The sequence below is a fragment of the Pseudomonas sp. GCEP-101 genome, from assembly GCF_025133575.1.
Taxonomy (GTDB): domain Bacteria; phylum Pseudomonadota; class Gammaproteobacteria; order Pseudomonadales; family Pseudomonadaceae; genus Pseudomonas; species Pseudomonas nitroreducens_B.
In genome coordinates this window covers 1,782,566-1,794,765 of sequence record NZ_CP104011.1, presented here as the reverse complement: position 1 = coordinate 1,794,765, position 12,200 = coordinate 1,782,566, and the positions used below count along the sequence as shown (strand labels likewise).

Here is a 12,200-nt window from a genome sequence, read left to right as displayed (position 1 = left end):
CGCCCCTGGTACCGCTCTGCCTTCAAGGCAGGTCGGCGGCCACTTCCAGTGGTGTGAGCGGGAAGGTGTTGCCGGTCGGTTCTCCCAGCAAGGCCATGTAGGGGCGGCCTTGATCTTCCACGATCACCTTTCGGCCCGCGTCCAGCGGGAGTGTCGGGCAGAGCACGCGGAGTGGGTTCGCGTCGGGGAGCAGCAGGGCGTGGTGGGGAGCGCTTTCCTGGAATTTGCTGCGCAGGCTGAGTCGGCACGGGCGCGGCTGTACGGACAGCCAGGTGCCACGCAGTTCATAGCGGTCGCCTCCGAGCAGGCGGAGGCTTTCCACCTGTGCCAGTTGCCAGGCGCCGCCGCGAGACAGGAGGACGCCCAGCAGTTCGCCAATGCTCGGTGGCGGAGTCTCTTCCCAGTGGCCACTGAAATGCTGCCCGCTCGTGTGGGGCCGGACCAGCGATAGGGTGGGCGGAAGGTCGGGATGGGGCACGGGCAGGCTGAATTCGATGTTGTCCTGGTGCGCGACCAGTTCGTCCAGCCCGCCGCGGCCGCTGGTGTGCCGGGACCAGACGTCGCTGTCGTGTCGCTGGCGCTCGAAGTGACGGGCATCGAGGCGGGTGTCCTCGGCGGCGCCGAGGTGGGCCAGCAGGGCCGGGATGCCTCGGCAGACCTGCCAGGGGCCCGCCTCTGTCGTGCCCCAGCAGGCGAGCAGATGGACGTTGAGATCGAAACCCGCGTCGCCTTGGCTGGCGGCAACGAAGCGCTTGAGCATGTCCAGCAGCTCGTCGAGCTTCAGGGATAGGCCGCTGCTGCTCGCGGCGCCCGGATCGTGGAAGGGACGGTCGCTGTCGCGGTCGAGCCGCCAGGTGTCGCCCGGCTGTTCCGGCCGGATGTGCACGATGGAGGCGAATACCTGGGTGGATTCGATCAGCGCCGGCAGACTCTGTGCGGGCATCTCCAAAGGCCGTGAGCCGGCGACGAGCAGGCAATGCAGGTAGCCATCCGCGATGGTCTGGCTGCGCGGCTCGAAGGCTTCGCCGTCGCTGATGGGCAGGTGCTGGACTTCCAGCCGCAGGGCGCGCCCGTAGAGCTGGTGCAGCAGGTGCCACAGGCCGGGCGGTGCCGGATGCTGGTTCTGCAGGCAGTTGAAGTGGATTTCCTGGAGGCTGCGCACCATGCGTTGCATCAGCAGGGCGGCGGTCTTGCGCTCGGCGCGGCGGGTGCGCAGCAAGTGCCAGTAGCCGCTGAGCAGTCGGCGGTGGAGGGCGAGGATGAGCCTTTGCGCCTTGTCGGCCCGCGCCTGGGCGAGCGCTTCAGTCTGTTCGCCAAGGAGGTCGGCGAGCTGCCGGCTGACGTCGAAGATTTCTGGTCGCAGGCGTTCGAGTTGGCGCAGCAACTGGATGCCGGTCAGTGCCGAGCGGTTCAGTTCGATGGCCGTGCGGTACAGATCCCGCGTGCGCCGCGCCAGGTATTCGAGGGCGGTATCCATGTGTCTCGTGGCTCCGAAGCTTGCCGGCTTGGGCCGACCGTTCGGAGACTGCGAGATTCAGGGCGCTTTGCGATTCAGACGAATCTGAATGATGGGGAGTCATGCGTCACAGGAATGAAAAAGGGGAGGCCGGTGGCCTCCCCTTCGTGTTGCTCCGGGGGTGTCGTCAGAGCACCCGCACGCTGGCGAAGGTGGACTCGCCCTGAGCCTGGCTGAGGGCGGAGATGGCCGAGGAGTTGGGCATGAGGGCCAGGTCCTGCGGGATCGGCATGACCATGACCGGCTGGCCGATGGGCTGGCCCTGGCGTTCGTCGCGCGGCGGGATGCCGAAGTATTCGCGGTAGCACTTGGAGAAGTGCGGGGTGGAGACGAAGCCGCACACCGAGGCGACTTCGATGATCGACATCGAGGTCTGCTTGAGCAGCTGGCGCGCGCGGATCAGGCGCAGCTTGAGGTAGTAGCGCGACGGCGAGCAGTGCAGGTACTTCTGGAATAGGCGCTCGAGCTGGCGGCGCGAGACGTTGACGTAGACGGCCAGTTCGTCGAGGTCGATGGGCTCCTCGAGGTTGGCTTCCATCAGCGCGACGATTTCCTGCAGCTTGGGCTGGTTGGTGCCGAGCATGTGCTTGAGCGGCACGCGCTGGTGGTCCTGCTCGTTGCGGATGCGCTCGTAGATGAACATCTCGGAGATCGCCGCGGAGAGTTCGCGGCCGTGCTCGCGGCCGATCAGGTGCAGCATCATGTCCATCGGCGCGGTGCCGCCGGAGGAGGTGAAGCGGTTACGGTCGATGGAGAACAGGCGGGTGCTCATGGCCACGCGGGGGAAGGCTTCCTGCATGGCGGCCAGGCATTCCCAGTGCACCGAGCAGTCGTAGCCGTCGAGCAGGCCGGCGCGGGCCAGGGCCCAGCTGCCGGTGCACACGGCGCCGAGCTTGCGACCCAGGCGCGCCTGGGCCTGGAGGAAGGTGGTGTGCTCGCGGGTGACGCTGCGCTGGATGCCGACGCCGCCGACCACGATCAGGGTGTCCATCTGCGGGGCGCTGTCGCAGGCTGCGTCCGGGGTGATCTGCAGGCCATCGCTGGCCCAGACCTGGCGACCGTCGAGGCTGAGGGTGTGCCAGCGGTAGAGCTCGCGACCGGATAGCTGGTTGGCCATGCGCAGCGGTTCCACCGCGGAGGCCAGGGAGATCAGGGTGAAGTTGTCCAGCAGCAGGAAGCCGATGGACTGCGGAGCTCGGTTTTGCGGGGGAACTCCGGGATTGAACGCATTCATTGGATCACCTCACGCTAGTCACAGTCGCCTCGCTGGAGGCGTTTCTTATGCTTGTTGTTCTGTTCGGGAGTCGGCCTCGGGGGTGGCCCGGGCGGCTCCTCTGTTCTCTCTGCCTATTAACAAGGCAAATGCCGTGCCTAGGTTGAATGGCTGTTCAATTAAAAAAGAAAACGGCATGGGAATGCCGTTTTTGCAGGTCCGGATTGCGACCCCTCGAAGGTCGCAAATACGCATGGATCGTGGCCTGGGGTTTTTGGTAGCACTCACCGGTCACGCGACGGGCGGTACTGTGCCCGGAACGGTAACGCCTCACAGGGTGTCGGGACGGGCGTACCGCTTGCGCCATCGGGGGGCGCGCCGGGTCGCGCGTGGTCGATTGCGGGTCAGCATTCGATGATGCTGACGGCCAATCCGCCGCGCGAGGTTTCCTTGTATTTGTCGTGCATGTCGGCGCCGGTGTTGCGCATGGTGCGGATCACCTGGTCGAGGCTGATGAAGTGCTGGCCGTCGCCGCGCAGGGCCATCTGCGCGGCGTTGATGGCTTTCACCGCGGCGATGGCGTTGCGCTCGATGCAGGGCACCTGGACGAGGCCGCCGACCGGGTCGCAGGTGAGGCCCAGGTTGTGCTCCAGGCCGATCTCGGCGGCGTTCTCCACCTGTTCGGGCGTGGCGCCGAGCACTTCGGCCAGGCCCGCCGCGGCCATGGCGCAGGCGGAGCCCACCTCGCCCTGGCAGCCGACCTCGGCGCCGGAGATGGAGGCGTTCTTCTTGCACAGGATGCCGACGGCGGCGGCGGCGAGGAAGTAATTGGTGATGTCGTCGTCACTGGCGTCGGGGTTGAAGCGCATGTAGTAATGCAGCACCGCCGGGATGATGCCGGCCGCGCCGTTGGTGGGCGCGGTGACCATGCGCCCGCCGGCGGCGTTTTCCTCGTTCACCGCCAGGGCGAAGAGGTTGACCCATTCCATGGCGGAGAGGGTCGAGCCGATGACGTTGGGCTTGCCGATTTCCTGCAGGTTGCGGTGCAGGCGCGCGGCGCGGCGCTGCACGTTGAGGCCGCCGGGGAGGATGCCTTCCTGGCTGAGGCCGTTGTTCACGCAGTCGCGCATGGCTTGCCAGATGACCTTGAGGCCTTCGCGGATGTCGGTTTCGCTGCGCCACATGCGCTCGTTGGCCATCATCAGCTCGGAAATCCGCAGGTTGTGGCGGCGGCAGAGCATGAGCAGTTCGGCGGCGCTGGCGAAATCGTAGGGCAGCACGGTGTTGTCGGTGTCGAGGCTGCCGGAGGCGGCCTGTTCCTCGTCGACCACGAAGCCGCCGCCGATGGAGTAGTAGGTGTCGCTGTGCAGCACGTGGTCGCCTTCGATGGCGGTCAGGCGCATGGCATTGGGGTGGTAGGGCAGGTTCTCTTCGAGCAGGCGCATGTCGCGCACCCAGTCGAAGGGGATCGCCCGGCTGCCGGCCAGCAGCAGTTGGCCGGAGCTGCGCAGTTGCGCCATGCGCGGTTCGATCTCGCGCGGGTCGATGCGGTCCGGCCATTCGCCCATCAGGCCCATGATCACCGCGCGGTCGGTGCCGTGGCCCACGCCGGTGGCGGACAGCGAGCCATACAGGCGCACTTCCACGCGGCTGGTGCGTTCGAGCATCTGCCGTTCGCGCAGGGCGCCGACGAACAGCGCGGCGGCGCGCATGGGGCCGACCGTGTGCGAACTGGAGGGGCCGATACCGATCTTGAACAGGTCGAACACACTGATTGCCATGCCGAACTCCGGGCGAGCTGCGCATCCATGAAGGGGAGGAGTAGGCACGTCCCTGTGCCCGCGATGCCCGGCCATGATCGACCCAAGTCCGGCGCCGGCTGCGTCCATCGGCGACGCGGCCGTATCCAATAACGCCGCTCGCGCGCCCCGACGGGGCAGGGCGCGGGGCTGCCTGTTCCGGGGCCGACGAAAGCTTGCCTCTTTACGACGCCAGCGCCGCGAACCACGACCGGTCGATAGGCGCGGGCGGCTGCGCTGTTCCATGATCCGCCACCGACGAACGGCAGCGTTCGCCCGTATCCACCCCCGTTCTCCGCAGTCAGAGGCTGGTCTCATGAAGAGTCTTGTGTCGTCGCTGTTGGTGTTATCCGTGGTACTACCGGGCGCCGCGCGCGCCGCCGAACCCGAATCCTGCGCCGTGGTGCGCTTCGCCGATGTCGGCTGGACCGACATCACCGTGACCACCGCGGTGACCCGCCTGGTGCTCAGCCACCAGGGCTACCGCACGCAGGTGGTGCGGTTGTCCGTGCCGGACACCTACCGGGCGATGTCGGAGAAGAAGATCGACGTGTTCCTGGGCAACTGGATGCCGAGCATGGCGAATGACATCAAGCCGTTCGCCGACAAGGGCCAGGTGGAAACCGTGGGCGCCAATCTCGAAGGCGCCAAGTACACCCTGGCGGTGCCGCGCTACGCCTACGAGGCGGGCCTGAAGACCTTTGCCGATATCGCCAGATTCAAGGAGCAGCTGGGCGGGCGCCTCTACGGCATCGAGCCGGGCAACGACGGCAACCAGCTGATCCAGAAGATGATCAACGACAAGGCCTTCGGCCTGGGCGACTTCAAGCTGGTCGAGTCCAGCGAGGCCGACATGCTGGCCTACGTCAAGCGCGCCGGGGCGCTGAAGCAGCCCATCGTGTTCCTGGGCTGGGAGCCGCACCCGATGAATACCCGCATCCAGATGAACTATCTGGAGGGAGGGGATTCCTACTTTGGCCCCAACTTTGGCGGCGCGACGGTCTTCACCAACGTCAGAGCAGGCTATCTTCAGGAGTGCCCGAATGTGGCGCGGCTGCTGAAGAACCTGAAATTCGACCTGGCGATGGAGAACCAGCTGATGGATGCGGTGCTCAACGAGCGACGCAATCCGCGCCAGGCCGCCAAGAGTTGGCTCAAAGCCAACCCGCAGGTCCTCGACGGCTGGCTGCAGGGTGTCGCTCCCAGCTCATCGGCGGCGTCGCCAGGGGGCCAGAAAACCGCCGCCATGGATTGATCCGGGCCGCTGCAAGTCGCTGGAACCGGGCCTTTCCACTGGATGCGACATGCCTGGTGCTGAATACGACTTCGCCTGCACTGGATGCGACCCACCCGGTATGCGACGAAATTTTCCTGCTCCATGATCGTTTACGAAATGACAACAAAAGGGCCCGTGATTAAGGTCCCACCCATAATTCAGACCGCCGCGCCCCTAACCCCAGTGGGCAGCGCCGGCGCCCCAACCCCGCAGAGGAGTACGCTCATGAAAGGTTGCAAGTCTTTGCTGCTGGCTGTGTCCCTAGGTGCGCCGCTGGTGGTTCAGGCCGCTGAACCTGAGTCGTGCGGCACGGTTCGCTTCTCCGACGTCGGCTGGACCGACATCACCGTGACCACCGCTACAACCCGTCAGGTGCTTGAGTCGCTTGGCTACACCACCAAGGTAACCATGTTGTCCGTGCCGGTGACCTACAAGTCGCTGGCGAACAAGGACCTCGATGTCTTCCTCGGCAACTGGATGCCGAGCATGGCCAACGACATCAAGCCCTACGCCGACAATGGCTCGGTCGAGACGGTGAAAGCCAACCTCGAGGGCGCCAAGTACACCCTGGCCGTTACCCAGGCCGCGTACGACGGCGGGCTGAAGTCCTTCGCCGACATCGCCAAGTACGCCGACAAGCTGGGCGGCAAGATCTACGGCATTGAGCCTGGCAACGACGGCAACCGCCTGGTCCAGGGCATGCTCGACAAGAACCAGTTCGACCTGGGCAAGTTCAAGCTGGTGGAGTCCAGCGAGGCCGGCATGCTCTCGCAGGTCGGGCGCGCCGACCGCCGCAACCAGTGGATCGTGTTCCTGGGTTGGGAACCGCACCCGATGAACACCCGCTTCAAGATGAAGTACCTCGAAGGCGGGGACGACGTATTCGGGCCCAACTACGGCGGCGCGACCATCTACACCAACGTCCGCAAGGGCTACGTCCAGGAATGCTCCAACGTCGGCAAGCTGCTGACCAACCTGACCTTCACCCTGGACATGGAAAACAAACTCATGGACGCCGTGCTCAACGGGGGCAAGAAGCCCGAAGAGGCGGCCAAAGCCTGGTTGAAGGACCATCCGGAACTGCTCGACGCCTGGCTCGCCGGCGTGACCACCCGTGACGGCAAACCGGCCTTGGCGGCAGCCAAGGTGGCATTCGCTAAATAAGTGCCGAAGTCATTGCCGTTGGCCGATTCCTAAAGCTTCTGATGGGCCCGCATTATGTTTCTGACTGACCACAAGCTACCGCTGGGCGAGCATATCGCCGCCTTCGTCGACTGGCTTACGCAACACGGCGCGTCGGTGTTCGACAAGATTTCCGACACCCTCGAGTTCCTCATCCACGGCGTCACCAACAGCCTGCTCTGGTTCAACCCGCTGGCGTTGATCGCGCTGATGGTCTTCCTGGTGTTCTACATCCAGCGCAGCTGGGGCCTGGCGGCCTTCGCCCTGGCCTCGCTGCTGCTGATCCTGAACCTGGGGTACTGGCAGGAAACCATGGAGACCCTGGCGCAGGTGATCTTCGCCACGGTGGTGTGTATCGCCATCGGGGTGCCGCTGGGCATCCTGGCGGCGCACAAGCCCTGGTTCTATACCGCGCTCAGGCCGCTGCTGGACTTGATGCAGACGGTGCCCACCTTCGTCTACCTGATCCCCACCCTGACCCTGTTCGGCCTGGGTGTGGTTCCGGGTCTGATCTCCACGGTGATCTTCGCCATCGCCGCGCCCATCCGCCTGACCTGCCTGGGTATCCAGGACGTGCCGGCGGAACTGATGGACGCCGGCAAGGCCTTCGGCTGCTCGCGCTGGCAACTGCTGACGCGCATCGAGCTGCCGCATGCCATGCCCAGCATCGGCGCCGGGATCACCCAATGCATCATGTTGTCGCTGTCGATGGTCGTCATCGCCGCGCTGGTGGGTGCGGACGGCCTCGGCAAACCCGTGGTCAACGCCCTCAACACGGCGGATATTTCCCTCGGCTTCGAGGCCGGTCTGGCCATCGTCCTGCTCGCCATCCTGCTCGACCGGGTGTGCAAGCAACGTTCGCTGCGGGGGAGGTAAGCACTATGTCGGCGATTCGATTCGAACACGTGGATGTGATTTTCGGCACCCACACCAAGGAAGCGCTCAAGCTGCTCGACAAGGGCCTGGGCCGCGAGGAAATCCTCAAGCGCACCGGCCAGGTACTGGGTGTGGAGGATGCCTGCCTGGACGTCAACCGCGGCGAGATCTGCGTGATGATGGGCCTGTCGGGCTCGGGCAAGTCCAGCCTGCTGCGCTGCATCAACGGCCTCAACCGGGTCAGCCGCGGCAAGCTGCTGATCGAGCACGAAGGCCAGCAGGTGGACATCGCCAGCTGCTCGCCGGCGACGCTCAAGACCATGCGCACCAAGCGCATCGCCATGGTGTTCCAGAAGTTCGCGCTGATGCCCTGGCTGACCGTGGCCGAGAACATCGGCTTCGGCCTGGAGATGCAGGGCCGCCCGGCCAACGAGCGCAAGAAGGTGATCGACGAGAAGCTGGAGCTGGTCGGCCTGTCGCAATGGCGCGACAAGCGCCCGGATTCCCTCTCCGGCGGCATGCAGCAGCGCGTCGGCCTGGCCCGCGCCCTGGCGATGGATGGCGACATCCTGCTGATGGACGAACCCTTCTCCGCGCTGGACCCGCTGATCCGCCAGCAACTGCAGGATGAACTGCTGGTGCTGCAACGCCAGTTGCACAAGACCATCGTCTTCGTCAGCCACGACCTGGACGAGGCGCTGAAGATCGGCACGCGCATCGCGATCATGAAGGACGGCCGCATCATCCAGCACGGCAAGCCCGAGGAAATCGTGCTCAGCCCGGCGGACGACTACGTGCGCACCTTCGTCGCCCACACCAACCCGCTCAACGTGTTGTGCGGCTCCAGCCTGATGCGTGGCCTGGACCAGTGCCGCCGCCAGGCCGACGAAGTGTGCTTCGACCAGGGCCGCGATTGCTGGCTGGGCCTGACCGAGACGAACCAGATCAAGACCGCGCGCCAGGGCAGCAACATCATCGACCTGCAGCAATGGCGCCCGGGCGACCCGGTGGAAAAGCTCAAGCACGAGCCGACCCTGGTGGACGTCAACATCCGCATGCGCGATGCACTGCAGATCCGCTACCAGACCGGCCACAAGCTGGTGCTGCAGGAGCAGAGCCGCGTCGTCGGCGTGCTCGGCGACAGCGAGCTGTACCACGCGCTGCTGGGCAAGAACCTGGGCTGATCGCCCACCCGAATGAAAAGCGCCGGCTCCCTGCGAGGGGAGCCGGCGTTTTTGTTGTTTCAGCAGCCTTGGCTTTTGTAGGAGCGAGCTTGCTCGCGAATGGACTTCCCGGTAGTTCGGAGTGCTGGGCGGTTCGCGAGCAAGCTCGCTCCTACAGGTACAGCCGGTGCCACGACTGGCCCTCTCCCAGAGGGAGAGGGGATCGTTCGGCGGAGGATGAAACGGCAGCATCAGCCGGCACAATCGGCTCCCTCTCCCTCCGGGAGAGGGTGGGGGTGAGGGGAGCCCCCAGCGCCGATAGTCGAGGAAGCGTAGGAGCGGACTCCGACCGCGATAGCCCGGCGCAAAACCGGGTCGCGGGCATGGCCCGCTCCTACAGGTTCAGCCCTGTGCCGCGGTTGGCTTTCTTCCAGAGGGAGAGGGGACCGTTCGGCGGAGGATGAAACGGCAGCATCAGCCGGCACAATCGGCCCCCTCTCCCTTCGGGAGAGGGCTGGGGTGAGGGGAACCCCCTGCGCCGATAGTCGAGGAAGCGTAGGAGCGGACTTCGTCCGCGATAGCCCGGCGCAGGACCGGGTCGCGGGCATGGCCCGCTCCTACAGGTTCAGCCGGGGGCCGCGGCTGGCCCTCTCCCGTAGGGAGAGGGGATCGTTCGGCGGAGGATGAAACGGCAGCATCAGCCGGCACAATCGGCTCCCTCTCCCTCAGGGAGAGGGCTGGGGTGAGGGGAACCTCCAGCGCCGATAGTCGAGCAAACGCAGGAGCGGACTTCGTCCGCGATAACCCGGCGCGGGACCGGGTCGCGGGCATGGCCCGTTCCTACAGGTTCAGCCCGGTGCCGCGGCTGGCCCTCGCGCAAAGGGAGAGGGGATCGTTCGCGGAGGATGAAACCGCAACATCAGCCGGCACAATCGGCTCCCTCTCCCTCCGGGAGAGGGCTGGGGTGAGGGAAAGAAACCCCCAGCGCCGATAGCCAAGGAAACGTAGGAGCGGACTCCGTCCGCGATAGCCCCGCGCAGGACCGGGTCGCGGGCATGGCCCGCTCCTGCAAGGGCCTCTACCCCTGCGTCGACATCAGTGCTTGAAGTCCGCCAGGCCCTTGAGCAGTGCCTCGTGGAAGCGCTTCGGGTCCTGGATCTGCGGCGCATGGCCCAGGTCGTCGAATTCCACCAGGGTCGCGTTGGGGATGGCCTTGGCGGTTGCCTTGCCCAGCTCGGCGTAGTTGCCCAGCTTGGCCTTCAGCGCGTCCGGGGCGAGGTCCTTGCCGATCGCGGTGTTGTCCTTGGTGCCGATCAGCAGCAGGGTCGGCATCTTCAGCTGACCGAATTCGTAGACCACCGGCTGGGTGAAGATCATGTCGTAGAGCAGCGCCGAGTTCCACGCCACGCGCTCGTGGCCGGCGCCGTTGAACAGGCCGGCGAGCATGTTCACCCACTTGTCGTACTCGGGCTTCCACTGGCCGGCGTAATAGGTCGCCTGCTCGTACTGGCGGATGCTCTCGGCGCTGGTCTTCAGCTCGCGCTCGTACCACTGGTCCGGGGTGCGGTAGGGCACGCCCAGGGCCTTCCAGTCCTCCAGGCCGATGGGGTTGACCATGGCCAGCTGCTCCACCTGCTGCGGGTACATCAGCGCGTAGCGGGTGGCGAGCATGCCGCCGGTGGAGTGGCCCAGCAGGGTGATCTTGCCGACCTTGAGGTGCTCCAGCAGCGCATGGGTGTTGGTCGCCAGTTGCTGGAAGCTGTACTGGTAGCGCTCGGGCTTGGTCGACTTGCAGAAGCCGATCTGGTCCGGCGCCACCACGCGGTAGCCGGCCTCGCTCAGGGCGGCGATGGTGGATTCCCAGGTGCCGGCGCAGAAGTTCTTGCCGTGCAGCAGCACCACGGTGCGGCCGTTGGGCTGCTTCTTGGGCTTCACGTCCAGGTAGGCCATGTGCATGTGATGGCCCTGGGACGCGAAGCTGTAATGGCCGACCGGGTAGGCGTAGTTGAAACGCTCCAGTTCCGGGCCGTAGGTGGGTTTGGTTTCGGCGGCGTGCAGCGGCAGGGCGGCGGCCAACAGCAAGGCGGGTAGCCAGCGTCGGGACATCGGGAAGCTCTCCTGGTGATGGGGCACGGATCAGACAGCGGGGAATGCCATAGGTTGGCAGATTTTCCGAGCCCGCGCCGCATCGGTGCTTTTGCTTTTCGTAGGAGCGAGCTTGCTCGCGAATGCTTCACACCGTGCCTGCCCGGTTCGCGAGCAAGCTCGCTCCTACAGGCTTGGGATCAGGCGGCGGCGTCGCCGGTCAACCAGTCGATAAACAGCGAGAACAGCTCCGCCTGGGAGTTGATCGCCAGCTTGGTGTAGAGGTGCTTGCGGTGCATGCGCACGGTTTCCGGCGAGATATCCAGCACCCGCGCGCTGGACTTCACCGAGTGGCCGCGCAGCAGCAGGTGGGCGATTTCCCGCTCGCGCTCGGTGAGGCGGTCGGCGCCGAAGTTCATGAAGGCCGCGCGGATGTGGCGGTTCAGCGGCGCCTGGGCGTCCGCCGCGCCGCTGCTCACGCCGCGCCCGGCCAGCAGCAGGTCCAGCCCGCCGTTGCGCTCGAACTGGCGAACCAGCTCGCGCACCAGCGGCAGGGCGGTGGCCAGCAGGTCCAGCTGGGTTTCGCTGAAGCGCGCGCCGCTGCTGCCCTGGAACAGGCACAGCGAGACCTTGCGCGCCTCGCCCAGGTCGATGATGAAGTGGCAGTCCTCGGTGCAGCCGAACTTGAGGTAGTAGGTCTTGTAGTACTCGCTGGCGAAGAAATCGTCCGGGGCGATGTTGGCCAGCGGGTAGAAGCCTTCGGTGAGGCCGTCTTCCATGGCCAGGCAGAAGGGGTCGAGCAGGTAGCCACGGGCGTAGTAGCGGTCGATCAGCGCTTCGTGATGCTCCGGGTCGATGCCGCGCTGGTACAGCGGCTGCGGCGGCTGGCCGCGCTGTTCCAGGCCGAGCATCACCGACTCCGCTGGCACCAGGCAGCCCAGGGCGTCGGCCAGACGCTCGACGAAAGCGACGTCGCCGACGCTGGCCATGGCGCGCGCCAGCCCCGCATGCCAGGCATGCAGGGCCGGTGCGTCGGACGTTTCGCTCAGCGCCTGGGATTCGCTCATGTCCGGCAGACTACAGGGCTGTC

General features: G+C 65.9%; 9 protein-coding genes. 4 read left to right on the top strand and 5 right to left on the bottom strand.

Annotated features, from left to right (window positions below; genetic code table 11):
• Positions 1 to 22: 22 nt before the first annotated feature.
• The 3 genes from N0B71_RS08070 to N0B71_RS08060 form a co-directional block, all read right to left on the bottom strand.
• Positions 23 to 1,477 carry a hypothetical protein gene (locus tag N0B71_RS08070; RefSeq protein ID WP_259758234.1) on the bottom strand — a complete coding sequence of 485 codons (1,455 nt, stop codon included), beginning with the start codon at positions 1,475 to 1,477 and terminating at the stop codon, positions 23 to 25.
• A gap of 166 nt (positions 1,478 to 1,643) precedes the next feature.
• Positions 1,644 to 2,750: a GlxA family transcriptional regulator gene (locus N0B71_RS08065; protein ID WP_024766695.1), complete on the bottom strand. Its 1,107-nt coding sequence runs from the start codon at positions 2,748 to 2,750 to the stop codon at positions 1,644 to 1,646.
• A gap of 383 nt (positions 2,751 to 3,133) precedes the next feature.
• A complete protein-coding gene (locus N0B71_RS08060) occupies positions 3,134 to 4,510 on the bottom strand; it encodes an L-serine ammonia-lyase (RefSeq protein ID WP_259758232.1) in 1,377 nt (458 codons plus the stop codon).
• Between the two features lie 334 nt (positions 4,511 to 4,844).
• Here N0B71_RS08060 and N0B71_RS08055 point away from each other — a divergent pair, with 334 nt between their 5' ends.
• The 4 genes from N0B71_RS08055 (at position 4,845) to choV (ending at position 9,046) form a co-directional block, all read left to right on the top strand.
• The gene (locus N0B71_RS08055) at positions 4,845 to 5,783 is read left to right on the top strand and encodes a choline ABC transporter substrate-binding protein (RefSeq protein ID WP_259758231.1); all 939 of its coding nucleotides are present in this window, start codon (positions 4,845 to 4,847) and stop codon (positions 5,781 to 5,783) included.
• Between the two features lie 246 nt (positions 5,784 to 6,029).
• Positions 6,030 to 6,968 (top strand): choline ABC transporter substrate-binding protein, encoded by a 939-nt coding sequence (locus N0B71_RS08050; protein WP_259758230.1) that lies wholly within the window; start codon positions 6,030 to 6,032, stop codon positions 6,966 to 6,968.
• A gap of 54 nt (positions 6,969 to 7,022) precedes the next feature.
• Entirely contained in the window at positions 7,023 to 7,862 is an 840-nt protein-coding gene (gene choW, locus N0B71_RS08045) for a choline ABC transporter permease subunit (protein WP_017521464.1), read from the top strand.
• A 5-nt stretch (positions 7,863 to 7,867) separates the two neighbouring features.
• Positions 7,868 to 9,046 carry a choline ABC transporter ATP-binding protein gene (gene choV, locus N0B71_RS08040; RefSeq protein ID WP_259758229.1) on the top strand — a complete coding sequence of 393 codons (1,179 nt, stop codon included), beginning with the start codon at positions 7,868 to 7,870 and terminating at the stop codon, positions 9,044 to 9,046.
• Positions 9,047 to 10,120: 1,074 nt separating this feature from the next.
• On the opposite strand, the gene N0B71_RS08035 is transcribed toward choV, so the two are convergent.
• Positions 10,121 to 11,131 carry an alpha/beta fold hydrolase gene (locus N0B71_RS08035; protein ID WP_259758227.1) on the bottom strand — a complete coding sequence of 337 codons (1,011 nt, stop codon included), beginning with the start codon at positions 11,129 to 11,131 and terminating at the stop codon, positions 10,121 to 10,123.
• Between the two features lie 179 nt (positions 11,132 to 11,310).
• Positions 11,311 to 12,177 (bottom strand): helix-turn-helix transcriptional regulator, encoded by an 867-nt coding sequence (locus N0B71_RS08030; RefSeq protein WP_259758226.1) that lies wholly within the window; start codon positions 12,175 to 12,177, stop codon positions 11,311 to 11,313.
• Positions 12,178 to 12,200 lie beyond the last annotated feature (23 nt).

Bases quoted from the DNA above. Each gene is read 5' to 3' on its own strand.
- N0B71_RS08070 (WP_259758234.1), bottom strand. From the start codon at position 1,477: ATGGATACCGCCCTCGAATACCTGGCGCGGCGCACGCGGGATCTGTAC.
- N0B71_RS08065 (WP_024766695.1), bottom strand. From the start codon at position 2,750: ATGAATGCGTTCAATCCCGGAGTTCCCCCGCAAAACCGAGCTCCGCAG.
- N0B71_RS08060 (WP_259758232.1), bottom strand. From the start codon at position 4,510: ATGGCAATCAGTGTGTTCGACCTGTTCAAGATCGGTATCGGCCCCTCC.
- N0B71_RS08055 (WP_259758231.1), top strand. From the start codon at position 4,845: ATGAAGAGTCTTGTGTCGTCGCTGTTGGTGTTATCCGTGGTACTACCG.
- N0B71_RS08050 (WP_259758230.1), top strand. From the start codon at position 6,030: ATGAAAGGTTGCAAGTCTTTGCTGCTGGCTGTGTCCCTAGGTGCGCCG.
- choW (WP_017521464.1), top strand. From the start codon at position 7,023: ATGTTTCTGACTGACCACAAGCTACCGCTGGGCGAGCATATCGCCGCC.
- choV (WP_259758229.1), top strand. From the start codon at position 7,868: ATGTCGGCGATTCGATTCGAACACGTGGATGTGATTTTCGGCACCCAC.
- N0B71_RS08035 (WP_259758227.1), bottom strand. From the start codon at position 11,131: ATGTCCCGACGCTGGCTACCCGCCTTGCTGTTGGCCGCCGCCCTGCCG.
- N0B71_RS08030 (WP_259758226.1), bottom strand. From the start codon at position 12,177: ATGAGCGAATCCCAGGCGCTGAGCGAAACGTCCGACGCACCGGCCCTG.